We start from the raw sequence: 23127 nt of genomic DNA on the forward strand, positions 1-23127 counted from the left end.
CCACCGAGCCTCGCCGCCAGTCCCCTGGCACTCGTCACGGCGCGATGAGCCTGCTCCTCCACGGCCGGCTCCGCGACGTCAACTCGTGCCAGCGAACACGGCTGACACCCTTGAGGATCGTCCCCACCCAACACTCCCGTCCTGCCCCGACTCGCCCGGTGGCACCGGCCCGGCTCCGGTCGGTGACGACCGGGACCGGGACGAACCGGGTCAAGGGAACCGTAGACCCGCGACACCTCCGTTCGGGTGCCGCCCTGCGCGGCCTTCGCAGGGTTCACCGGCTTTCGGCAGCGAGCTCGACCAGTTGGTGCATCCGCTCCGGCGGCAGGGCCGGGTTGGCCGCAGCCGCGAACGCACTGCCCGGCAGGGTGAGTCTGCGCAGCAGTTCTCCGGCGGGAAGGCGCGGATCCCGGACCGCCCACACTCCCACCTCCGGGTCGTCGGCGAGGCGCAGCGGCAGCTCCGGTCCGGGCGCCGGGTCGTCCAGCGCGGCGCGGCGCAGCCGGGGGTCGGGGTCGTCCGCGAAGCGGGCCAGCCCCGGCCGGGGGAAGTTGGGGTGGCGGCGCAGCACCGACCAGTTCCGGTCCTGCGCGGTGGCGTACAGCTCGAGGAGCAGTTCGTGCGGCGCGTGCGGACTGTGCTCGCAGAGGTAGCGCCGTACCCAGGGGTCCTCGTCCGCGGCCAGTTGCGCCACCACGTCCGCGGGAAGGTGCGGCCAGAAGGCAAGCGCTCTGCGCAGCCCCACGTGCGGCGAGGCGGCGATCCGCCGGGCCGCTGCGGGGTCCTTCGCCCGTTCCTCGATCCAGGAGGGCCACGGGCCGTGCCCCTCCACGGTGTACGCGATCGCGGCCCGCTGCTCCTCGGTCAGGTCCTCCCGCATCGACAGGGCCAGTCTGACCTGGTTCTCCGGGTCCTCGCTGAGCCGCAGCGCCAGCGTTCGCGGTATCTCCGGATCGCCGGCCGCCTCGCTCCGGACGTACCCGTTCGGGTGGGTCAGCCGTTCCTCGACCGTGAGCGCCGGCGGCGGGTCTTCGGCGCGGAGCAGTGCGGCGATCTCCTCGCGAACCTGCGCAGCGGGGTCGCCGAGGAGCCGCTCCCGTACGGGCGGGGGCAGGCGCTCCCACAGCTGCGGGTGCAGCACGGCGGCCCGGACACCAGGGTCCTCGTCCGCCAGGAACCGGTCCTGGAGGGCGGGGGGAAGGTCCCGGTAGCCGCTGATCATCCGTCTGACCTTCGGCTCGGGGTCCGCCGCCAGCACTTCCACCACCCCCGCCGGGACCCGGCGTCCGAAGTCGGTGAGCAGAGCCGCGTACACGAGCCGCACGCGGGGCTCGACGTCGTACGCGAGCCGCGCCAGCTCGTCGACGTCGGCGGTCCCGTTCTCCACGGCGTCCAGCCGGTGTTCCATCCGGGCCGAGGCCACGGCGACAGCGGTCGACCCGGCGTCCAGCTCGCGCCAACGCAGCGGGGACGTCGGCAACTCCCCTAGTGCCAGGAGACGTTGCAGCACCGGTGCCGGCAGGGCCGGATTGCAGGCCAACCCGCTCAGCCAGTGCTCGGCCACGCGATCTTCCGCTGCGGCCCGCTGCAAGGCCTCATCCACCCCGTCCACCCGGCCATTGTTCCGCATGGCGCGGTCCACGGGTGGGGAGGGTCGGTGATCGATGTCAGTGATCGTTCCTATGCTCACCGGCATGTCCGATGCTTTCACGGTCCTGTGGACCCATGACGTGTGCCGTGCCCTGCGCCGGGCGGGCCGGACCGGCGAGCGGCCGCCGGTCGCGTTCAGCGGCGTCCACTCCTCCCTGCCCGCGTGGTCCGGCGCCGGGGCCGGGGACGAGGTGTACGCGGTGCACGTCAACCGGGGCGTCGTGCACGTGGTGAGCCGGCTGCGGGTGGTCGACCGCGACCGCGGCGAGTGCTGCGGCCCCGCCCCGGCCGGCTGGGACGAGCCGGCGTTCCCCGGGCACGGCGCCTGGTCGATGCTGGGTGCGGGCGGCTGCGGAGCCGCGCCCGTGCACGTGGACGCCACCCCCGTACGCTTCGACGTCCCGATCCCCGGCGATCTCCTGTCCGAGCTGACCTGGCGCAACCGCCGGGGCCACACCCGCGGCCTCAAGTTCGTGGCGGACGGCCGCCTGGAACGCTCGGTCAGCCTCCAGGGCTTCTACCGCCTCACCCCGGAGTCCGCCGCCCAACTGGCCCGTATCACCGACGAGTCCATGCCCCGATAGGCCCCCGATGCCCGCGGACCGCAGCCCGTACGGACGCTCTGTCGGAGGGCGTGCTCGCCGGGATCGTCTTCGTCCCTCACCGGGTCAGCCGACCGCCTTGGTGACCGCCGGGGGCTGCCAGGTGCCGTCGAGTGCGGCGGGGTGGGGCCAGTAGGCGCGCAGGTAGAGGGAGAACGGGCCGTGCGGGGCGGGGAGCCAGTTGGGCCTGTCCCGGTCGTCGGTGGGCGGGCGGGCGCCGGCGTGCAGGGTCAGGGAGCCGTCGGCGTTCGGGCGCAGCGTGCTGTTCTTGGTGCCCAGCGAGTAGCGGTCCAGGTCGTTGGGGTGGAAGAAGTGGTGCTCGTTGTAGAGGGTGACCGACCAGAAGCCCCGCACCGGCGGCAGCGCGTCCGCCGGGAAGGTGAGGGTGTAGCGGTGGTCGCCCGTGAGCCGCTCGCCGTCCCGGTCGAGGTCCTGGTAGAAGTACGCGGTCTCGGTCGGCAGGTTGACGAAGATGTTGGCCCGGGCCATGGCGGTGCGGCTGAGGTGGTCGGCGCCGAACGCCGCGCCGTTGCGCTGGGTGCTCCAGTGGTGGTCCAGCGGGATGCCGATGTTGCGGAACTCGAACAGGTCCCGCACCAGGGTGGCCTCGGCATCGGTCGCGGTGTCCCGCAGGACGTCCGCGGCCTGCGGGTTGCGGGCCGCTTCGTCGAGCAGGGAGCGCAGCACGGCGTACAGGGCCTCCTCGCCGGGACGGGCCGGGACCTCGTCCAGGACGGCGGGCAGGAGATCGAAGAAGGCCGCCGGGTCGACCCACCGGGTCTCGTGCTCGCCGCGGGTGGCGTCCCCGGCGGGGAGGACGGGTGCCTCGGACCAGTCGGTGGTGCGCGGCTGCCCGGTGAACTCGGCCAGCGGGTACGCCATGATCTGGTTCAGCAGTGGCCGGATCGCGGCCCGGTCGGCGTCGTTGTCGTTCATGAAGACCCGGGGGATGCACGCGGCGATCCCGGTGTCGTACCGGAGGACCCCCGCGATGCCGTCCGGGACCTGGCCGTCCCAGCTCGCGGGGGCGAGCAGGTAGCAGCCGGGCGCGGTGGCGTACATGGCGCCGAGGCGGGCGAACGACTCGGTGCGCTGGTCGACGAGCTGGTACACCCAGAACCGGCCGCCGAAGTCCGGGACCTGGACCACCGACGGGCCCCGGCGCGCGTCCAGGATCCCGAGGCCGTAGACGACGTCCTGGTTCGGGCAGGCCACGAGGCGTTCCTGCGGCGCGATGTAGTCGTGCAGCATTCCCAGCGACCCCGGCGGGGCGGCCGGCACGATGCCGCCTAGCAGCCCCGGGGCGGGTACCTGCTCCATGACGGTGAGCCGGTTGTGCATGTTCACCAGCGGCCAGCCCCACAGATAGGCCGACCGGCCGGTCGTCCGCAGGTAGTCGGCGGTCATCCGCCCTCCGGGAACCGGGGGCGCGAGGGGTTCGGCAGGGGAGGTCGACATGCGCCGAGGGTAAGGACCCCGGGCCCGCGCCGCACCGGGACTGGGCCTTCCGGGCGACGGCCCGCGCCGGTTCCCCGGCGAGGGGCCCGGGGAAGGTCCGCGCGGCACGGGAGCGGCACGGGACTCGCCGTCAGCGCCGCGCCCGGGGAGCCACGGTGGCGGCAGCCCCGGGGTGCGGGCCCGATGGGTGATGTTGGTGCGGGTCGGTGGCCCGTCGGCCCGGGGACCGGGGGTGTGCGGCCGATACTGCGGGCATGAGACCCCTTGGCAGGACCGCGCTGCTGCGCCTCGCGGCGGTCACCGCGCTCGTCACCCTCAGCGTCCCGGTCACCACCGCCGGCGGGGCGGTGGCCGACGGCGGCGGTCAGCGGCGGCACTGTGTCGGTTCGCCGCGCCCGGACGGCGGGCCGGCGCTGGACGTCCTGCGGATCGCGGAGCAGGCCAAGGCGGAGATGGACCTCAAGTCGGTGGTCCTGCGGGTCACCGTCGACGGCCGGGAGGTGATCACCTCCGCACTCGGCGAGTCGATGACGGGTGTCCCCGCCGACCCGGCCATGCACTTCCGCAACGGCAACATCGCGATCAGCTACCTGGGCACCGCGCTGCTGCGGCTGGTGGACGAGGGCCGGGTCGGCCTCGACGACCCGGTGGCGCAATGGCTGCCCGGCCTGGCGGGCGGCGACCGGATCACGCTGCGCATGCTCGGCGCCTCCACCACCGGCCTGGTCGACTACGTCAAGGCCCCCGGCTTCGCCGAGTCGGTGTACGCGGACCCGTTCCGCCAGTGGACCCCCGAGGAACTGGTGGGGATCTCGACCGGCGCGGACCGGCTGTACGACCCGGGCACCAACTGGAACTACTCGCACGCCAACTTCGTCCTGCTCGGCGCCGCCCTGGAGAAGATCACCGGGACCCGGCTGGACGTGCTGCTCCAGCGCCTGGTGCTGGACCCGCTCGGGCTGCGCGAGACGCGCAACGGCTTCACGCCCGACATCCCGGCGCCCGTCCTGCACGCCTTCACCTCCGACCGCGGGACGTACGAGGAGTCGACCTTCTGGAACCCCTCGTGGACCACCGCCCCCGGCGCGGTGGAGACCACCGACATCTGCGACCTGGCCCGCTCGGCGGGCGGTATCGGCTCGGGTGAACTGCTGTCCGCGTCGGCCCGGCAGGAGCTGCTCAACCCGGGGACGGTGGGGCTCGGCACGCCGACCGCCACGTGTCCGGCCACGGTGTGCCTGGCCAACTCGGAGGCGACCCACTACGGCATGGGTGTGCTGGTGCTGGGCGACTGGGTCGCCCAGCACCCGTTGTTCTTCGGGTACTCGGCCTCCCAGGACTACCTGCCGTGCGAGCACCTGTCCATCGCCGTCTCGACCACCCAGGGGCCGGGCGCCGACGGCGGCCACAGTGCGCACGCCATCGCCCAGCGGATCGCCGCCGCGCTCGCCCCGGACCACCCCATCCCCGACTTCGGCTGAGCCGGGCGCCACTCTCCCTGCCCCGGACGCGCCCGCCCGTCCCAGTCCCCGCCGCCGGTCAGCCGCCGCCCGTCAGCCGCTGGTGGGGGCTCCGGCGGGCTCGCGGTCGGCGAGGTCCCCGTCCGCGCGGCCCGGGTCGGGTAGGAAGGGGATGACCCGGCAGACGAAGACGATGTGGGCGACCAGGACGGGCACCACGAGCAGGCCGACGAGCAGGAATTCGAAGGCGGGCAGCGCGCAGGCGACCAGCCCGAGGACCAGTCGGACGACGGCCCGGGCACGCGGGCCCCGCGCCGTCCAGGGGGCGACCATCAGCAGGGCCACCACCACCGGCCCGCCGAACCCCACGGCGAACATGACCACCAGCCGCAGGTAGTACGCGACCGGGAGGGCGTCGGTCCCGTCGAAGTACAGGGCCATCAGGGCGAGCGGGAGCAGCGGCTGGAGCAGCGCGACCGGCGCCAGGTAGTAGGCGAGATAGTACGCGGCAGCCCGGCCGAACCAGCCGAGTGAGGTCCGGCCGCGGGTCGCCCACGCACGGGCGCCGAGTGCGAACGGCAGCAGGAGCAGCGGTGCCACGCACAGGAGGAGGAAGCCGCGGCCGTCGCCGGGGTGTTCCCCGGTCAGTCCGCAGATCGCGAGGTAGGCGGCGGGTACCGCCACGAGCGCCGTGACGGCGAAGGAGTGGCCGACCTGGCAGGGCGTACCGGACATCCGGCGGCCGCGGCTCCCGGCCGGCACTGCCCCGACCTGCTGAAATCCCGTCATGTGCGCCCCCGCCAGTGAATTGAACACGTTCAAACTAGCGGGTCGTAGGCGTCACGGTCAATCGCTCCACCACCCCCCGGGTCACCCACCCGCCGGCCACCTCGCACCCACCCGCCGATCACTCGGTCACAACTGGGCAAACAGACCCCAAACGCTCGCGAAAGCCTTCGATCAGCAGGACATCTGCGCTATCGAGGCATTAATGAAAGGCATCAGGCGCCGTCGTGGTGTAGAATCAGAAGCACAAGGGCAGCCGCTGAACGGGCGTCACGACGACGCCGGCGGCACCCGACTCCAGGGGGAGAAACATCATGAGTTACCACTACGAGGCGATTCAGGCGACGATCGACGAGCGGCTCCGGACCGCCGAGCAGGACCGCATCGTCCGCGCGCTGCGGCTCAAGCACCGCGCCGAGCGAGTCCAGAAGCGGGCCCGCCAGGCCCTCGACAGCCTGACCGCATGAGCACCCCGCTCCGAACGGGCCGCCACCGTGACCACGGTGCCGGCCCGTTCTGCTTTTCCGGTCCGGGGAGCGTCACGGCCGGCCGCGCCGATCCCGTGTGGCTGCGACCGGAGTTCCGGGGCGGCGAGGCACCCGGCAAGGCCTTCGGCAGCGAGGTGCAGAGCGGCCCGAACCCCCCGCTGTACGACCACCTGGCGGCCTTCTTCGGACGCGACCCCGCCCGGGCATGAGCGCCCGCCTTGCGGCGAGCGCGGAGCGGCGGGGGCTCCCCCCGCCAGGGGCGTCGTACGACAGAACCACCTCCCGCGGCGGGGCATTCGCCCGTGCCGCCTCAGTGTCTTCGGCCGCGGGCCCGGGCAGGGGCCCGGTTGCGGATGCGGTGTCCGTGCAACTGGTCGGCCGTGGTGCGGCCGGCGATGATGACGCCGCCCGCGAGGCCCGGGATCAGCAGGACGGCCAACGGCGTGACGGCGCCGCTGACGAGGCTGTCCAGGGTCAGCAGGAGGGCGGCGGCCATCAGGCAGGCGGCGCCGGTGTGCAGTCGGTGCCCGAGTTCGGCGCGGTGGCGGGCGAGGACGGCTCCCACCAGGCTCAGGACGTAGAGCAGCAGCCCCAGGGTCTCGGTCAGCACGAGCAGGCCGTCCGTCGGCGCGCCGGTCAGCAGGCGGCCCGCGGCGGCGAGTGCGGCCAGCGCGGTGGCGAGGGTGACGGTGTGGGCGAGGGCGATGTGGCGTCGGGACCCGGCGGGCGCGGCGTACTCGCGCCGCGTGTCCGTCGGGGCGGGCAGGGCCGCGTCCGGCGGCGGGGCGGCAACGGGCGCCGAGGCACTGACGGGTACCGGAGCGGTGACGGGTGCCTGCCGCCGGTCGCGTGTGACGAGGGCGAGGGCCCCGCTGCCGAGGGGTACGGCGAGGACGAGGGTGTACAGGGACGGGCCGGCCCAGGCCGGCAGCGCGGACGGGAACCAGGCCGCCGTGACCAGCGTCCCGTAGCCGCCCATCAGCGCGGCCGTCCAGCGGCGCCGGCCGAGCGTGCGGCAGGCGACCGCGAGCAGCCCGGTGAGCGCGACCGTGAGGGCGGCCGTCGCCGCGAGGCCGAGACCGGCCGAGCCGGGACTCCCCCGCCACCACATGGCCGTCAGCACCCCGGGCCATCCGGCGCGGTCGCTGTCCGGCGGCACGAGCAGCGCGCCCAGCGCGAGACCGGCCCACAGGCCGCCGGCCAGACCCGCCAGACGCGCCGTCAGAAACCCGGGCCCGCGCCCGGCCGCGGCGGCGACGCAGGCCCACACGCCGCGGCCCAGCACGGTCCCGGCGGGCAGCAGCAGGGGCAGCGCGAGCCAGGCGTACACCGGCTGGAGGGTGGTGAGTTGGCCCAGTTGGAGGTCGCCCGTGCGCAGCCGGTACAGCATCACGTCGAAGGAGTGCGACATCAGGAGGGTGAGGGTGAACATGGCGACGCACCCGATCAGTGCCGCCTCCCAGCCGGTCAGTTCGTCGGCCCGGGCGGGGGCCGCCAGGACGGCGCGTCTGCGGGCGAGCGGGGGGTGGGTGGCGAACGGCCACACCGGTCCCTCGTCCTCGGGGTCGGGCGGATCCTGGGGCGGCTTCTCGGGCGACTTCTCGGGCAGCTCCTCGGGCGGCGTGCGGGGTGACGGTGCGGGTTCGCCGCCGGCGCCGGACCGGGGGTGGTGACGGCGGGCGGCCCGGGCGGACCGCTGGTGTGCCAGCCGGCGCAGGAAGCGGTCCAGGCTCGCCCTGGCCGTCCGGCCCCCGGTGCCGCCGGGCCCGGCGGCGGCGTACGCGTCGGCGTGGAACTCCCGTGCGTGCAGGTAGGTGTTGCGCGCCGCGAGGACGAGGCAGCCGAGCACCAGCAGCCGGTACCCGAGGTCGCGCAGTCCGCTCTCCCAGGCGGCCCGGCCCGACAGCGAGTAGCCGAGCACTGCCAGCACCAGGACCACGAACGCGCCCCACAGCGCGGTGACCGCGAAGGTGACGTCGACGTCCCGGTTCCGGATGTGGCCGAGTTCGTGGCGCACGATGACCGCGAAGGTGTCCGGGTCCTCGTCGAAGAGGTCGGGCATCCCGCTGGCGAGCTCGATGTGGCGGCGCCGCCAGTGGCCGAAGGCGAGCGCGTTCTGGGTGTAGTCGTTCGCGTCGAGCCAGACCCCGGAGAGGGTGACCCCGGCGTCGGCGGCCTGCCGGTACACGGCGGCGGCCAGGTCCGGCCGGTAGCCGGCGTCCGGGCCGGTGGCGGGGGTGGGGCGCAGCCGCATCAGGCGCCGGAGCAGGATCTGCCGGTACGGCGCGGTCGCGTAGAGCAGCAGGCCGCCGCCGACCAGCACCGCCAGGTTCAGTGCGGCGCGTACCTCGGGCCGGTCGCGGGCGGGGTGTGCTCCGCACTGCTCGCGGGTGAGGCGGGTGAGCACCGTCCGCTCCTCGGTCGTCAGTTCCCGCCACTGCCAGACCGGTGACCCGGCGGCGAGCAGCAGTTCCTCCTCGGGTGTGGGCGGCAGCGAGAGGCGGTAGTCCATCTCCGCCTGGCCTACGCAGACCGTGTACGCCAGTTGGGCGTCGGCCTGTGCGCGCGGCGTGGTCACGAACGCGATGCTGACGGCCGCCGCCATCAGTGCGATGCAGAACAGGGCCGCCCGGGCGAACACGGCTACTCCCCCGCTGCCGGGCCCCCGTCGGCGGCCGTGCCCGGCGGCTGCGCGGCGGCGGGCGGCGTCGCGGCGGCGGTGGCGGGACCGGCAGCGGTGGCGGGGCGGGCGGCGTCGGGCAGGGTGGTGCTCTCGCTCCCGGCCAGCAGGCCGACGACACTCGTGAGCGCGGAGTCGGCGATCCGCTGCGCCAGCTCCTCGGGGACGTGTCGGCGGGCCCCCGCGAGCGCGGCGTCCCGGTACCGCTGGAGCTCGGCGGCCGAGATCGGGCGGGGAGAGGTCGGGTGGGCGGCGGTCGGTCGGGGCGGCACGGCGGGCGGGGCGGCCGGCGGATCGGCCGGCGGATCGGCGGGCGGCCCGCTCTCCAGGGCGCGCGTCCGGCGCCGCCGGCGGCCACCGAAGACCTGGTCGACGGCGCGGGCCGAGAGGCGGGTGACCAGTTCGGCCGACATCGCCCCGACCACGGCGGCGGCCGCCGACAGCGCGGCCGGGGTGACGGCATCCGTGCCGAAACCGATCGGGTCCATCGCCACCGGCTTGCGCCGCCACAGGCGCCGGGGGAGGTAATCCCGGGCCCGCGACTCGAACAGCGGCAACTCCTTGTCGGCGACCTCCTGCACGACGCTGCGCGCCAGGTCCCGAGCGAGCTGCCGTCGCCGCCCGTACAGCAACACCGGGACCACCCGGTCGGCCTCGGCGGCCATCAGCGGATCCGTCACCCTCATCATCCCCCTGCCGTCGCCCCACCCTGGCCGGCCCGGCGGACAGCGGCCCCGGACGGCCCATGACACACCGCCAATGATGGATGAAATAGCTTTACCTGTCCGTGATTTGACGAACAATCACCGATGAATGCAGAGCCCGGCGGCCCCGGACCACAGCGAGGCACCCGGCGGACCCGGGTGGAGGTGAACGGGTGCGGACAGCAGTGGACAGTCGCGAGCAGCCGAAGGCCTGGAGAACGGACACCCGCCACCGGCACCGTGTACGGCATGAACGGTGCACCGGCCTCGCAGCCGCAGCACCGGCCGCCGCACCTGAGCACCACCCGGTTCCCTACCGGCCGGGCACACGACCAAGGACGCCCCGACATGAAGCACAGCCTGACCGCCGTCGCCCTCGCGGCGCTCACCGCCGTCGTACCGGCGCTCGCCAACGGCGCCGACGCCGGCCACCGGCCCCCCGCCGCCATCGACTGGCACGCCTGCGCCGACGCCGACTTCCGGCAGATGCAGTGCGGCTCGATCCGCGTGCCGGTGGACCGGGCGCACCCGGGCGGTGACACCCTCACCCTCGCGCTGGTCCGCCGCCCCGCCGACGACCGGGCGCACCGCGCGGGCACCCTGCTGCTGAACGACGGCGCCGGCGGCTCGTCGATCGAGCAGCTGCGGCTGGCGATGCACATCGGACTGCCGAAGTTCGCCGGGGACATGACGCAGAAGTTCGACCTGGTCGCGGTGGACCCGCGCGGCGTCGGGCACAGTACCCCGATCCTGTGCGACGGCCCGCTCAAGCCCGCCGGTATCAGCCACTTCCCCAAGGACCAGGCCGCGTTCGACGCGCTGGTGGCCAACAACCGGGCCGTCGCGGACGACTGTCTGCGGCGCAACGGCAAGCTCCCCGCGCACGTCGATCTGGTCAGCACCGCACGGGACTTCGAGGCGGTGCGGATCGGTCTGGGCGAGCAGCAGCTGAACTGGTACGGGATCGACTACAGCACGCTGCTCGGCCGCACCTACGCCGAGCTGTACCCGGGGCGGCTGCGCAGCATGGTCCTCGACACCGCGCTGGACGACACCGGCTCGCCGCTGCGGCGGATCACCGAGGAGGCGTCCGCCGCCGAGACGGCCTTCGACCGCTTCGCCGCGTGGTGCGGCGCGTCGAACGACTGCGCGCTGCACGGCAAGGACGCCGCGGCCGAGTACGACGCACTGGTCGCCCGGGCCGACCGTGCGCCGATCCCGACCGGGAGCGCGGCCCACCAGCCGCTGACCGGTGAGGACATCCGTGCGGCCACCCAGGACTTCCTGACCCTGTCGGGCCTCGCCTGGCCCGAGCTGGCGAAGGCGATCGTTGCCGCCCAGGGCGGCAACGCGGGCGCCTTCACCCACGACCCGGACGACACCCTGGACCCGGCCCAGGTCCAGCTGCAGGTACCCGCCTGCCTGGACACCCCGCGCCCGGTGCACAGCTTCGCCGAGCTCGCCGCGCTCCAGCGGGACCTCGCCGAGGTGTCGCCGCACCTGGGTGGCGCCGTGCGGCTCTACCGGGCCGTGGCCGGCTGTCTCGCCTGGCCGGTCGCGGCCGCGCCGGTGGCGGCGGGTGCTCCGGTCAAGGGCGCGCCGCCCGCGCTGGTCGTGCAGTCCACCCACCAGGCGCTGGCGCCGTTCGGGGCGGGTGCGGCGATGGCCGCGCAGCTGCCCGGCAGCGTGGTGCTCGGCCGGGAGGGTGACGACTACAGCATGTTCCTGCTGTCCCCGTGCGTCCGGGCCGCCACCAACCGGTATCTGACCACCCTCGCGCTGCCCGCCGCCGGCACCGTCTGCACCGACTGACCGCCCCCTGAGCCATCCTCCCGGGCCCGCCGCGGACTCCCCCCGGCCGCGGCCGCCCAGCACCGGGCCCGCCCTGTCCCTCCGGCAGGGCGGGCCCGGTGTGTCTCCGGCGGCCGGGCGCTCCGGGAGGAGCGGCCGCCGGGGCCCGCGCCTACGGTGGGATCACCGGCGGGGCCCGCGCGGGCGCCGCGGCACCACCCCGAGACGCAGGAGGACCCACGTCATGAGCAGCGGCATCACCGTGATCATCTACCACGTCGAGGACCTGGCCCGGTCCAAGGAGCTGTTCGGCGCCTTCCTCGGCGTCGGGCCGACGACGGACACGCCGTACTACGTCGGCTACGAGCTCGAGGGCCAGCAGATCGGTCTCGTCCCCGACGGCCGCACCAACGGCTCGGGGCCGGTCTGCTTCCGCGACGTGCCCGACATCGCGGCGGCCCACCGGGCGCTGCTGGCCGCCGGTGCCGAGGTGCACGAGGAGCCGCACGATGTCGGCGGCGGCCTGCTGGTCGCCTCCGTCAAGGACGCCGACGGCAACGTCATCGGGCTCCGCCAGCAGCCGTGACCCCAGCCGTGGAGGGCGGATCTAGCGGGCGGGTCGCGGGGGCGGTCGGGCCGGGTGCCCGCCGCCCCCGGCCCGGCTCCCGGCCCGGGCCCGGCGGTTACTCCGGGGCGGTGGCGGTGATCACCGCGAAGGTGCCGCCCTGCGGGTCGGCGAGGACGGCCATCCGGCCGGCCGGCATGTCGAACGCCGGGGCCATGACGCTGCCGCCGGCCCGGACCGCGGCGTCCTGGACGCTGTCGACGTCGTCGACGCTGAAGTACGGCAGCCAGTGCGGCGGAACCCCGGGCGGCAGCGCGGAGAGGTCCATCATCCCGGCGACCGCGCGGCCGGCCACCTGGAACTGGGTGTAGCCCTCGGCGCCGGGCATCTCGGACGGGGCCGTGCTGATCGGCAGCACGGCCGAGTAGAACGCGGCGGCGGCACCGGTGTCGCCGGTGCTCAGTTCGTTCCAGCTCAGGGCGCCGTGCTCGTTGACGATGCCGGCGCCGTCGAAGGTGCCGGGCTGCCAGAGGCCGACGACGGCGCCGGTCGGGTCGGTGATCACGGCCATCCGCCCGAGATCCATGACGTCCATCGGGCCGACCATCACGCTGCCGCCCGCGTCGGTGGCGGTCTTGAGGGTGGCGTCGATGCTGTCGGTGGTCAGGTACGTGGTCCACACGGTCGGCGGCATCGGGTCGGGGGTGGAGCCGTCGGGGTTGGACGCGCGCATGATCCCGGCCACCGGCTTGCCCTTGAGGAGGCAGACGGAGTATCCGCCGGTCTCCGGCGGGCCGATCTCGCCCTGCCAGCCGAAGAGGTCGCCGTAGAAGTCGAGGGCGGCCTGCTGGTCGGGGACCATCAGGTCGATCCAGCAGGGGGTGCCGGGCTTGTAGGGGCCGTTCATGTCGGGCACGGGTTCCTCCGGGTGCGCTCGTTCCGCGGGGTGGCGGGGACTCGCCGGGCATACCCGCCCTGACCGTCCCGAACCGGGCCGAACGGGTGAACGACACCGGACGGAGCAGTCTGGCGGGACGTCACGGCCGGCCGTTCCACGGTGCGGGCGAACCCGGGTCCGGCCGGGCGCCGCAGGAGACCTTGCGGTGTCGGGCCCGGGAAGTGGCACCCGTTCAGCGACGGGCGCCGAAGATCTTCCTGTCGCCGGGGCGGCGGGCCCTGGTCCGTCGTCCTCGCTGCTCAGGCGGACTGTTCACGCGGGACGGTTCAGGCGGGCGGTTCAGGCGGGTGCGGTGTGCCGGAGGATCGCGGGGACGGTCACCGCCCAGTCGGCCCGCTCGACCCCGTGGCCGGCGTCCGCCAGGAGCAGCAGGCGGGCGCCGGGGATCTGTTCCGCGAGCGCCTCGCCGTGGGCGGGCGGGAACATCGGGTCCGCCGAGCCGTGGATCACCAGGGTGGGTGCGGTGATGGCGGACAGCGGCGCCGGCGGGGGTGGGCCGTCCGCCAGTGCGTCGTGGTGGCGGGCCGCGGTGAAGTCGATCGCGCGCTCGAGGTCGCGCCGGACCAGCCTGCGGGCGGCCGCTTCGTCGAACGGGCGCCGGCCGCCCGCGAGCATCCGCGCGTACGCGACCTGGTGGTCGGTCACCGCGTCGGCGTCCGCCGGGTCGGCGGGCGCGGTCGCGGCGAAGCGCAGGAACTCCTCGGTCGGTGCGGGCAGGTCGGGTTTCCCGGGGACGGCGGCGGAGGTGCTGATCAGGACGAGGGAGCGGACGCGGCCGGCGGCGTCGCCGAGCGCGAGCCGCTGGGCGAGGGCCCCGCCGGCCGAGACGCCGACCAGGTGGGCGGTCGGGATCCGCAGCCCGTCGAGCACCCGGACGGCGTCCTCGGCCAGGTCGGCGCCGGTGTAGCCGGTGTAGCCGGTGCGGCCCGGTCGGTGGGTGGCCGACCGGCCGGTGTCGCGGTGGTCGTAGCGGATCACCCGCCGCCCGCCGTCGGCGAGCAGCCGGCAGAAGCCCTCGTCCCACCAGAGCATCGAGGCGCCGAGGCCCATGATCAGCAGGACGGGCGGGTCCCCGAGGTCCCCGAAGGACTCGGTGCACAGCGCGATGCCGTCGACCTCGACGGTGTGTTCGGCCATGGCGGCGGTCTCCTCTCCGGTCCCATCCTGCCCCGCCGCGCCCGGCTCGACGTGCTGCCGGGCGGGTCAGGTCCGGTCAGGTCGGGTCAGATCCGGTCGGCGGGGGCGGCCGGGTCGGCGGGGCCCGGTCACGGCCGGGGCAGGTCCGCCAGCCAGGCGTGCCCGGGGTGCACCCGGGTGAGGAGGTCGGCCAGGGTCCGCCGCTGGGTGGGGTCGAGCAGCGGGAGGGTGGTGGTGAAGTCCCGGCGGTCCTTGGGGCGCAGTGCCTTGGCCTTGAACAGCAGGGTCAGTTCCGGTGCGAGGTAGGGGATCCCCGCGGCCGTGCGGCGGACCACGGAGCTGTAGGGCAGGCGCACTGTCGGGTCGCGGCGGCAGATCCAGGTGGTGCCGTCGTGCGGTTCGCGGAACACGTCCACCAGGAAGTTCCCGGTCGCGGGGTCGCGCAGCCAGGTCTGGTGGGTGCGGGCGAGGGCCTCCGGCGCCGGGTCCTGCCAGATGTGCCCGGAGTCGACGACGTCGAAGGCGAGTTCGGGGAAGCGGGCCCGGATCTCGGGGAACCGGGCGGCCGGGACCGCCATCTCGAGGTCGCTGTGCTCGCGGGTCTGCTCGCCCTTGAACAGGTCGAGCGCCCAGCCCCCGGCGATGCACCAGGGGGCCGTCACGCCCGTGAGCCGGTCGGCGAGTCGGACGGGTGTCCAGGCCTGCGTCCATCGGGCCACGGCCTCGGCCTCGGTGATCTCGACGCCGCCCGGCGGGAGTTGTTCGGTCACCGGCCGAGCCTACCGGCCGGGTCGGGTGCGCCGGGGCGGTTCGGGTCGCCCGGGCCCGTACCGGTCGCCCGGCTCAGCGGCGGCGGACCATGGCCTGGGGCAGGCGGCCGTCCTCCCAGTAGCCGTCGAGGATGACGAGCAGGCCTTCCGGGTCGCGCATCAGCTCGGGCACCCGGTCGCCGTACGCGTCCTGGAGCGGGTCGCGGTCGACGGTGCGGCGTTCGGCGGCGGTGAAGGAGGAGGAGTAGCCGTGGCAGGCGCTGCACCAGAGGTAGTTGATCATCGATGGGGTGGTGCGGCCGAGCTTCTCGCGGTGGTAGGAGCGCAGGCCGAGGTGGCCGCAGAGCGGGCAGGTGCGCTCCGTCACCGGACGGTCCAGCTGGGCGCGCAGGGCTTCGCGGTCGTTGTCGTCGTATCGGCGTGCCATGGGCTGACGGCCTTTCGGGGTGCAGGGGTGCAGGGTGCAGGAGAGCCGGTGCGGGCGGGAAGCGGCCGGGCCGGCCGCGGCGGAGGTCTCCCCCGCCGCGGCCGGCCCGGCGTGCGTCAATTCTCGCCGGAGATCCTCCGCCACATCATCTGGCCGAAGTCCTCCGCGTCCTCCTCGCTGCCCTTGTCGCCGTGGATCCGCATGCCCTCCTGGTGGTGCACCTCGTGGAAGAAGGTGACCACGGCCTCCTTGATGTTGCGCAGGCCCTTGTTGGAGAGCTCGATGATCGGCAGGCCGTTGCGGCCGCGGTGCGGCACGTCGGTCATGGTCGAGTTCGCCCGGATGTAGTGCGGGCTGTTGCCGTAGTTGAACTCGCCGGTGTCCCCGTCGATGATCCGTTCCTGGTGGACCACGTCGTACCGGTCCCAGGTGTCGCCGTGCCCGGCCCTGGCCAGGGTCTGCTTGAGCCGGCCGAGGCTGACCGCGGGCCCGGACTCGTACTCGTTCGGCTTGCCCTTGGGGCCGCGCCGGTAGGCGTTGCCGCTGGTGCCGGAGTCGGCGGCGTCGGGGGCCGGCTTGGGCTCCTCGGCGGTCTTGCCGCTGCCGCTCTTGTTGCCGCTGCCGCCCGGTTCCTTGCCGCCCTTTCCGGTGCCGGACTTGGGCGTGGACGGGGTGTCGCCCTTGGGGGTGGTCGGCGCCGGGTCGGCGGGCGTGGTGGTGGGCAGGTCGCCGGAGAGCAGCCGCTTGACGGCGCTGACCGCGTCCTCGCCGCCCTCGACGGCCGCCTTGACCGCCTTGACGGCCTTGACGCCGCTGCTGATCGCCTTGACCGCGCCGTAGCCGTCGATCGCGAACGAGCCGACGATGCCGGTCCACTGCCCGGCGACGTACGAGGTCGAGCTGGAGTCGACGCCGAACAGCTCGGCGAGCGGGTGGTCGTCGACGTACCCGGTGTGGCCCAGCCGGAACGGGGTCTCGTTCTCGTACCCCGTCATGCTGTTGAACGCCGCGTTGTCGCCGTTGACGATGTCGGCGAAGGAGTTCCAGCCGTCGGACAGGAAGTTGACGCCCCACTGGTACGGGTCGCCGACGATGGAGTCGCCGACGCCGGTGAAGAAGCCGCCGATGGCGCCGCCCCAGCCGGAGCCCCACCACAGTCCGGTCGGGTCGCTGCCCGAGGCCGGGTTGCCGGCCGCGTAGCCGTACCCGCCGAGCTGGTTGGGGTCGCCGCTCTCCAGGACCGGGTCGACCGACAGGAACCGGCCGGTGACCGGGTCGTAGTGCCGCGCCCCGAGCAGGGTGAACCCGGTGACGGTGTCGGCGGGCTTGCCCAGGAAGCCGTGGTTGTCGGCCCAGGCGCCCGGTGCGGTGCCCCGCGGGTTGCCGTACGGGTCGAAGGAGCGCCGGGTGATGCCGAGCGTGGCGCCGTCGACCTGGAGCTGGGCGGTGCCCTGCGGGGTGGTCGGCTGGTAGCTGATGGCGCCGCCGCTGGAGCGGACGGTGACCGTGCCGTCGGGTGCGCGGTAGTAGCGCAGCGCGGTGACGGTCTTTCCGGTGGCGTCGAGGCTGAGCTGCTCGTTGCCGGAGAACAGGTAGAGCGTGTTGCCGCCGGGGGCGCGCTGGATCAGCAGTCCGCCGTCGGCGTCGTACAGGTAGCCGGTCTTCTTGCCGTCGGTGGTGACGGCGCCGGTGCGGCCCTCCTCGTCGTAGTCGATGGCCTGGCTGCCGGTGCGGGCGCCGGTGGTGGTCCGGGTCCGGGTGTTGCCGGCCTCGTCGTAGCCGGGGGTGAGCACCGTGGTGCCGGCCGGGCCGGTGGTGGTGACCGTCGAGACCGCGTTGGGCCGCTTGGCCGGGGTGGTCCCGGAGCCCGGGTAGGCGAGGGACTGCGCGACGTCCTTGGCCGCGTTGCCGGTCACGTCGTGGCCGACCTGGCGGGTGCGGTCGCCGAGCTGGTCGAACTGCCAGTCCAGCCAGTACGGGGCCGGGCCGCCGACGGTGGCCGGCGTGGGCCGGGCCGTGGTGCAGCGGGCCAGCTGGCCAGCGGTGGCGGTGGTGATGCCCTTGGTGTCGGTCCAGGCGGTGGTCAGCCGGCGCTGCGCGTCGTAGCCGTAGCACTGGGTGTCGGTGGTGCGGTCGGTGCCGCCGCTGGACTGGACGTCGGTGACGGCGGTGACGTTGCCGGCCTGGTCGTAGCCGAAGGTGGTGGCGGAGATCGGGTTGGCGGTGTTGGTCTGCAGGGTGACGCGGTTGGTGGCCGGTCGGCCGGTCGCCTGGTCGTAGGTCTGCGCGGTGCGCAGCTGCTTGCTCGGTGTGCCGAGGGTGGTCTGCAGGACCTCGCCGAGCGGGCTGTAGTTGACGGTGGCGACGTAGGGCCGGCTGGGCGAGCCCATGCTGACCAGGCCGCCTTCGAGGTTGTAGCCGTAGCCGACCGTCTCGGCGGGCAGTCCGCCGTCGGTGCCGTACGAGGTCGAGGCCAGCAGGCCGACGTTCTCGGTGTAGGCGGCCTTGGCGGTGTAGGTGCCGGCCAGGGCGCCTTCGGCGGCGGGGATCACGGTGGTGACGGAGGTCGCCTGGCCGACGGCGTTGTAGCCGTCGACGCGCTGGACGTAGGCGGCGCCGCTCTTGCCGCCGACGTAGCGGGTGGAGGCGACCGGCAGGCCCTTGCCGAGCTTGTCGTAGCTCCACTCGGCCAGCAGCTTGGTCTGGTCGCCGGTGTCGGTGCCCGCGTACTCGGCGATGCGCCGGCCCAGCGCGTCGTAGCTGAACGACAGGGTCTGCTTGCGGGCGTCGGTGGTGCTGGTGAGCCGGCCGAGCGGGTCGTACCCGGCGCTGGAGGCGCCGGCCGCGGGGTCGGTCTGCGAGGTCATCCGGCCTTGCAGGTCGTAGCCGTAGGACCAGGTGTTGCCGGCGTTGTCCTTGACGGTGGAGATCTGTCCGCGGGCGGTGTAGCCGAAGCGGGTGGTGATGTCCGCGGCGGGCGCGGTGTTCGTGGTGCCGGCGGACCACAGGCGGGTGTTGGCGGCGTCGTAGAGCGCGAGGTCGTCGTCGGCCTGGACCTTGAGGTAGCCGCCGGGGTGGCTGCCGGTGCCGGTGGACCACAGGGTGGTCTTCCCGGTCGGGTCGAGGACGGCGAGGTTGCCGTCGGTCTGGACGGTGGCGTAGGCGCCGGGGTGGCCGCCGGTGCCGGCGGACCACAGGGCCTTGTCGCCGACGAGCGCGGTCAGCACCAGGTTGCCGTCGGGCTGCATGCTGAGCCGGACGCCCGCGGAGACCACCGAGGTGCCGGCGGCCAGCCGGGTGCCTGCGCCGAGCTGGCGGTCGGGGGTGGTGTCGCGGACGACGCTGGCGGTGGTGCGGCCCTGGGCGTCGGTGTAGGTGGTGGTGGCCTTGCCGCCCTGCGCCGGGGTGGTGTCGACCCGGTCGACGCCCTGGTAGGCGACGGCGCTCTGCCACAGCGTGCTGGCGAACGAGGCCAGGCTGGTGGTGACCGGGCGGCCCTGGCCGTCGTAGGCGGTGCGGGTCACCGACGGGCCGGTCCGGTTGGTCTCGGCCCACATGGTGGTGCCGGGCGCGTGCTCGGTGTCGGCGTAGGTGGCGATGCTGGAGACGGTCCAGCCGTGCGAGTCGTAGAAGGTGGAGGAGACCAGCCGGCCGGCCGAGTTGTCGGCGGGGGTGGACTGGGTCTGGCGGGGTTGCAGGGTGCCGTCGTAGAGGGTGACGGAGGTGCTGTAGGAGCCGTCCTCGCGCAGGCTCCGGGTGGTGACGGAGGACGGTGTCGGGTTGTCGCCGGCGCCGTGCACGTCGTAGGAGTAGGTGCGGTCGGGGGTCTGGGTGGCCTTGTCGCGGCCCGGGGACCAGACCTTCTCCCGGCGGCCGAGCGCGTCGTACGCCGCGTCGGTCACCTGGTTGTTGGCGTCCACCGAGTGCAGCACGGACGCCCGGCCGGGCGAGACGGTGCTGGTGGCCTTCCACTGGAGCGGGTTGGTGGTGGACAGCGTGGTGGGCAGCAGGCCGGTCTCGGGCTGGTACCCGGTGGTGGTGGTCTGTCCGGCGGCGTCGGTGCTGGCGGTGACCCGCCCGTACCGGTCGTAGGACATCCCGCCGAGGGTCTGGAACTGCGGCCGGCCCTGGGCGTCGTAGCCGGTGGCCGCCTGGGTGGCGGTGACCAGGCCGAGCGAGCTGCCGTTCTGGCCGAGCACGCCGTAGCTGCCGGGGTGGTCGACCGAGCCGTCGCCGTCGTAGAAGATCCGCTTGTGGGAGAGGGTGGTGTCCTTGCCGGGCGCGGTGGTGCACGGGCCCGCGACGCTGATCGTCTCCTTCGGGGAGACCAGCATCATCGGGTTGTCCGCCGGGGCGTCGGCGTAGGTGGTGGTGGTGCAGGTCTGCTGCTTGGGGTCGGCCAGGTCGGGTTGCTCGTCCTGCTTCCAGATCCGGCCGGTGGAGTCGAAGGTGGTGCCGGAGCGGCCGGTGCGCCAGGTGCCGTCGGCGAGCAGGCCCTGGGTGCGCGAGGAGGTCGAGGTGATCCGGCGCGAGGTCAGGTCCGGCAGTTCGGACAGCTTGTCCGGCTTCGGGTCCTCGGAGGTCCAGGCCTTGCGGCCGGCGCTCGCGGTGACCGTGGAGGCCGGCGGGTCGGTGAGGGTGCGGCTGACGACGCTGCCGCCGGCCTGGGTGTACCCGAGCGTCTGGTACGGGGTGCCGGCCAGCCAGGGGCTGTCGGTGATCTCCTCGTTCAGTACGGTGCGGACCGTGACGCTGCGGGTGGTCCCGTCGGCCTTGCGGTCGCCGTCCATGCCCTGGAGGTAGGAGACGGTGCTCTGGGTGACCGGGTCGGGTGCGGCGCCGGTGGTGGTGGTGACGGTGCGGAAGCCCCGGAAGTCGTTCCAGGTGCGGTGCTTGTCGTCGGTGAGGTCGGAGTCGTCGCGGTGCCAGGCGGCGCCGTCGGCGTAGGTGTAGTTGGTGACCTTGGCGGGCGAGCCGGCCTTGGTGCGGTCGCTGTCGGTGACCTGGGAGACCAGGGTCTTGTGGAACCAGTCCTCGATCGGCTCGACGCCGCCCGGGGTGTTCCAGAAGACCGGGTAGCAGGCCATCGTGTTGCTGTCCGCCGAGGCGGGCATCTTCTTCTTCTCGCGGGAGCACTCCGGTGCGCGGTAGGTGACCGCGACGGATTCACCGGTCTCGGTCTGCACGCTGGAGATCCGCGGGTGGTACAGCGGCGGGGCGGCCGGGGTGAGCCCGTCGACCCGGTTGTCCATCTCGATCCCGGCGAAGGTGACCGGGTCGAGGGTGATCGGCCCGCTGCCGCCGGCCGAGGTGTCCTTGCCGGTGTGGGTGAGCTTGGAGAGCCACATCACGGACTGCAGCGAGCCGGTGCTCTTCGGGTCCTGGGTCTTGCCGGTGACCGGGTCGTAGGTGCCGCCGGCGTCCGAGAAGACCTGGGTCAGGTCGTAGCTGTCGACGTCCTGCCAGCCGGAGGCGGTGCGGACCTTGCTGTCGATGCCCTTGAGCCGGTAGGTGGACCAGAAGGTGGGGCCGCTGATCAGACAGACGCCGTCGGTCTTGTCGTCGTCGCCGACCTTGTTCTTCCAGTCCGACTCGCAGTGCAGGTCGTACGGGGTGTCGGGCCAGCTGGCGGCGGTGTCCGAGGAGAGGTTGCCGTCCTTGCAGACGCTGTCCGAGGTGGTGCAGCGCTGGGCGGTGCGGAACTCGACCTTCGCGGCGGGTTCACGGCCGGCCCGCGCGTCGGCGAGCTGGTAGCCGTAGGAGATCCGGGTCAGCCGGCCGCCGCGGGTGTACTTGGTGAGGGTGCCGCCCTTGTCGTCCTCGGCGACCTGGCCGTAGCCCATGTTGTAGTAGTTGGACTCGGTCGCCCAGTCGTAGCGCTGCACGTTGCCGTGCGCGTCGACGACGAAGTCCAGGTTGAACCGGTAGCCGACCGGCTTGTCGCACTGCGAGTCGTCGCCCTTGTCCGAACTGTGGCACGGGTCGCCCGACTTGGGGTGGTAGAGCGGCACGCCCCAGGCGCTGTCGGTGGCGTCGTCGGCGGTGGTGCCGGGCGCGTGGTTGAGGCCGAGGTAGTAGGCGGTGCCGTCGGTCGTGGTGACCTTGAAGTACTCGCCCTCCCACAACCCGTTCGAAGCGCCGGTCAGCCGCTCGATCCTGGTGCCGTCGTCGCTCTGCAGGTGGTAGGCGCCGTTGTCGTCGCGCAGCAGGACGCCGTTGTGGGTGCCGAGTTGGAGGGTGGCGTTCCAGCCGGCCCAGCACTCGTCGCCGGAGTCCTTGATCCCCTGGTCCTTGCAGCTCTTGTAGGAGCGCTCGATGAAGCCGGGGTTGTACGACCAGCCGTCACCGATCCAGGAGGACTGCGAGTTGCGGGCCGAGGTCTCGCCGTCCACCGACTGGGAGTCGTAGGCGAGGCTGACGGTCGGGGCGGCGCCGCCGAGCGAGGGCGGCAGGGTGATCGGGTACTGGTAGGTGAAGGCGCCCGAGGCCGAGGCGGACCAGGCGCCCGAGGCGGACAGCGAGGTGGCGCCGAAGTCGCCCTGCGAGCCGCTGCTGCCGGCCACCGCGGCGACCGCCATCCCGGCGGAGGCCGCCGCGGCGCGGGCGGCGGGGGCGGCGAACGGGTTGGCCGCCCTGGTGCCCGCCGGGGCGGGCAGGGTGACGGCGGCGCTGAGCCTGCGGCCGACCGGGTCGTTGACCGACTCGAGCGGGGTCCGGGTGCGGCAGGCGGCGAGCTGCGGGGTGGTGAGCGCGCAGGACGGCATCGCCACCAGGTGCAGCCTGGAGGCCCAACCGCCGCCGTACGCCTGGTCGATGGCGGCGTAGTCGAGGGAGACCGAGACGTCGCCGGTGCCGGTGCCGTGGTCGGCGCGGGCCAGGCCGACCAGCAGGCCGTCGACGCCGGCGCCCTTGGCCTGCTCGCGGCCGGCCAGGCTGACCTGGACGGAGGAGACCGGGGACAGCGGGGCGAGCGGGCTGACCAGCGCGCGGGCGCGGGCGCCGACGGCGGAGGAGGCGGCCGGGGAGACCGAGACCGGCAGGGCGCCGGCCTTCACCTGGCCGGCGGGCGCGGCGAGGCTGCGCACCGGGGTGGCGGCGGCCAGGTCGACGGTGGCGCCGGCCCCCGCCGGCCACCGGGCGCCGCGCACCTCGTGCGGCGTCAGCTCGCGGGCCCCGGCGGGCGGGACGGACTGCGGGGCGTTGCCCGCGGGGCTGTCCGTCGGGTGGCCGGGCACCTTGGGCGGTGCGGGCAGCGGGTCGGCCGCCCAGGTCTTGTCGGTGTAGCGGTAGCCGCCGACCACCGACTCGGCGACCGCGAAGGGTGCCGACAGGGCGAGGGCGGTGACGGTCGCGACCGTCACCGCTCCTCTGTTCAGCCAGGCCCGTTGCCGGGCCCTGGCGCGTATGCGGAATCCGCGTGATTCTGCGCGCATGCGCAAATTCCCCCATGATACGGAAATTGGTGACGTACTGAGGGTTCGTCAGCTGACACGGCATCGGAACCCGGACGGAACCGTATTGCCAGGGTGGGGTCCCAGCAATACCCTTCCCCAGCGGTCACTCTGGCCCCATCCGTCACAGCAGTACCGGTGCTACGTCCACCAACCGGACGGAGCCGGACAGAAGTGCCGCAATTCCGACATCCGGCGGG

The 23127-nt window shown here is 73.9% G+C and carries 16 protein-coding genes; 6 read left to right on the forward strand and 10 right to left on the reverse strand.

Going from position 1 to position 23127, the window contains the following annotated elements; all coding sequences use genetic code 11:
• Positions 1-274: 274 nt before the first annotated feature.
• The gene (locus AC2TEW_RS16120; protein ID WP_484624026.1) at positions 275-1480 is read right to left on the reverse strand and encodes a hypothetical protein; all 1206 of its coding nucleotides are present in this window, start codon (positions 1478-1480) and stop codon (positions 275-277) included.
• A gap of 214 nt (positions 1481-1694) precedes the next feature.
• Between AC2TEW_RS16120 and AC2TEW_RS16125 the strand changes: the two genes are divergently transcribed.
• Positions 1695-2234 carry a hypothetical protein gene (locus AC2TEW_RS16125; protein ID WP_484624027.1) on the forward strand — a complete coding sequence of 180 codons (540 nt, stop codon included), beginning with the start codon at positions 1695-1697 and terminating at the stop codon, positions 2232-2234.
• A gap of 84 nt (positions 2235-2318) precedes the next feature.
• Here the strand turns inward: AC2TEW_RS16125 and AC2TEW_RS16130 are convergent, their stop codons facing one another.
• Positions 2319-3710 (reverse strand): DUF1254 domain-containing protein, encoded by a 1392-nt coding sequence (locus AC2TEW_RS16130; RefSeq protein ID WP_484624028.1) that lies wholly within the window; start codon positions 3708-3710, stop codon positions 2319-2321.
• Positions 3711-3964: 254 nt separating this feature from the next.
• Between AC2TEW_RS16130 and AC2TEW_RS16135 the strand changes: the two genes are divergently transcribed.
• Complete coding sequence (locus tag AC2TEW_RS16135) at positions 3965-5191, forward strand: serine hydrolase domain-containing protein (RefSeq protein WP_484624029.1); 1227 nt, start codon at positions 3965-3967, stop codon at positions 5189-5191.
• Positions 5192-5263: 72 nt separating this feature from the next.
• On the opposite strand, the gene AC2TEW_RS16140 is transcribed toward AC2TEW_RS16135, so the two are convergent.
• Positions 5264-5905: a hypothetical protein gene (locus tag AC2TEW_RS16140; RefSeq protein ID WP_484624030.1), complete on the reverse strand. Its 642-nt coding sequence runs from the start codon at positions 5903-5905 to the stop codon at positions 5264-5266.
• Between the two features lie 365 nt (positions 5906-6270).
• On the opposite strand from AC2TEW_RS16140, the gene AC2TEW_RS16145 reads away from it, so the two are divergent.
• Positions 6271-6423: a hypothetical protein gene (locus AC2TEW_RS16145; RefSeq protein WP_484624031.1), complete on the forward strand. Its 153-nt coding sequence runs from the start codon at positions 6271-6273 to the stop codon at positions 6421-6423.
• The gene (locus AC2TEW_RS16150; RefSeq protein ID WP_484624032.1) at positions 6420-6653 is read left to right on the forward strand and encodes a hypothetical protein; all 234 of its coding nucleotides are present in this window, start codon (positions 6420-6422) and stop codon (positions 6651-6653) included. The genes AC2TEW_RS16145 and AC2TEW_RS16150 overlap by 4 nt, the downstream gene beginning before the upstream one ends.
• Positions 6654-6754: 101 nt before the next feature.
• Here the strand turns inward: AC2TEW_RS16150 and AC2TEW_RS16155 are convergent, their stop codons facing one another.
• Together AC2TEW_RS16155 and AC2TEW_RS16160 are read right to left on the reverse strand one after the other, a co-directional pair.
• Entirely contained in the window at positions 6755-9085 is a 2331-nt protein-coding gene (locus AC2TEW_RS16155) for a M48 family metalloprotease (RefSeq protein WP_484624033.1), read from the reverse strand.
• A 2-nt stretch (positions 9086-9087) separates the two neighbouring features.
• Positions 9088-9804, reverse strand: a complete 717-nt coding sequence (locus AC2TEW_RS16160; RefSeq protein WP_484624034.1) for a hypothetical protein — start codon at positions 9802-9804, stop codon at positions 9088-9090.
• 372 nt (positions 9805-10176) lie between these two features.
• Here AC2TEW_RS16160 and AC2TEW_RS16165 point away from each other — a divergent pair, with 372 nt between their 5' ends.
• On the forward strand, positions 10177-11640 hold the full coding sequence (locus AC2TEW_RS16165) for an alpha/beta fold hydrolase (protein ID WP_484624035.1): 1464 nt from the start codon (positions 10177-10179) through the stop codon (positions 11638-11640).
• Between the two features lie 223 nt (positions 11641-11863).
• Positions 11864-12205, forward strand: coding sequence for a VOC family protein (locus AC2TEW_RS16170; RefSeq protein ID WP_484624036.1), 342 nt, complete (start codon positions 11864-11866; stop codon positions 12203-12205).
• A 97-nt stretch (positions 12206-12302) separates the two neighbouring features.
• On the opposite strand, the gene AC2TEW_RS16175 is transcribed toward AC2TEW_RS16170, so the two are convergent.
• The 5 genes from AC2TEW_RS16175 to AC2TEW_RS16195 all read right to left on the reverse strand — a co-directional run bounded on the left by AC2TEW_RS16175 (position 12303) and on the right by AC2TEW_RS16195 (position 22837).
• Complete coding sequence (locus AC2TEW_RS16175) at positions 12303-13091, reverse strand: VOC family protein (protein ID WP_484624116.1); 789 nt, start codon at positions 13089-13091, stop codon at positions 12303-12305.
• A gap of 330 nt (positions 13092-13421) precedes the next feature.
• Positions 13422-14279 carry an alpha/beta fold hydrolase gene (locus tag AC2TEW_RS16180; protein ID WP_484624037.1) on the reverse strand — a complete coding sequence of 286 codons (858 nt, stop codon included), beginning with the start codon at positions 14277-14279 and terminating at the stop codon, positions 13422-13424.
• 128 nt (positions 14280-14407) lie between these two features.
• On the reverse strand, positions 14408-15049 hold the full coding sequence (locus AC2TEW_RS16185; RefSeq protein WP_484624038.1) for a nucleotidyltransferase domain-containing protein: 642 nt from the start codon (positions 15047-15049) through the stop codon (positions 14408-14410).
• A 73-nt stretch (positions 15050-15122) separates the two neighbouring features.
• Positions 15123-15476 (reverse strand): hypothetical protein, encoded by a 354-nt coding sequence (locus tag AC2TEW_RS16190; RefSeq protein WP_484624039.1) that lies wholly within the window; start codon positions 15474-15476, stop codon positions 15123-15125.
• A gap of 116 nt (positions 15477-15592) precedes the next feature.
• The gene (locus AC2TEW_RS16195; RefSeq protein ID WP_484624040.1) at positions 15593-22837 is read right to left on the reverse strand and encodes an RHS repeat domain-containing protein; all 7245 of its coding nucleotides are present in this window, start codon (positions 22835-22837) and stop codon (positions 15593-15595) included.
• Positions 22838-23127 lie beyond the last annotated feature (290 nt).

The sequence above is a fragment of the Kitasatospora sp. NEAU-CNBT7 genome (genome assembly GCF_057220535.1).

What these genes read in the sequence shown, in the direction of transcription:
- AC2TEW_RS16130 (WP_484624028.1), bottom strand. Translation starts at nt 3,710, where the DNA reads ATGTCGACCTCCCCTGCCGAACCCCTCGCGCCCCCGGTTCCCGGAGGG.
- AC2TEW_RS16125 (WP_484624027.1), top strand. Translation starts at nt 1,695, where the DNA reads ATGTCCGATGCTTTCACGGTCCTGTGGACCCATGACGTGTGCCGTGCC.
- AC2TEW_RS16165 (WP_484624035.1), top strand. Translation starts at nt 10,177, where the DNA reads ATGAAGCACAGCCTGACCGCCGTCGCCCTCGCGGCGCTCACCGCCGTC.
- AC2TEW_RS16175 (WP_484624116.1), bottom strand. Translation starts at nt 13,091, where the DNA reads ATGAACGGCCCCTACAAGCCCGGCACCCCCTGCTGGATCGACCTGATG.
- AC2TEW_RS16150 (WP_484624032.1), top strand. Translation starts at nt 6,420, where the DNA reads ATGAGCACCCCGCTCCGAACGGGCCGCCACCGTGACCACGGTGCCGGC.
- AC2TEW_RS16180 (WP_484624037.1), bottom strand. Translation starts at nt 14,279, where the DNA reads ATGGCCGAACACACCGTCGAGGTCGACGGCATCGCGCTGTGCACCGAG.
- AC2TEW_RS16145 (WP_484624031.1), top strand. Translation starts at nt 6,271, where the DNA reads ATGAGTTACCACTACGAGGCGATTCAGGCGACGATCGACGAGCGGCTC.
- AC2TEW_RS16190 (WP_484624039.1), bottom strand. Translation starts at nt 15,476, where the DNA reads ATGGCACGCCGATACGACGACAACGACCGCGAAGCCCTGCGCGCCCAG.
- AC2TEW_RS16170 (WP_484624036.1), top strand. Translation starts at nt 11,864, where the DNA reads ATGAGCAGCGGCATCACCGTGATCATCTACCACGTCGAGGACCTGGCC.
- AC2TEW_RS16135 (WP_484624029.1), top strand. Translation starts at nt 3,965, where the DNA reads ATGAGACCCCTTGGCAGGACCGCGCTGCTGCGCCTCGCGGCGGTCACC.
- AC2TEW_RS16140 (WP_484624030.1), bottom strand. Translation starts at nt 5,905, where the DNA reads ATGTCCGGTACGCCCTGCCAGGTCGGCCACTCCTTCGCCGTCACGGCG.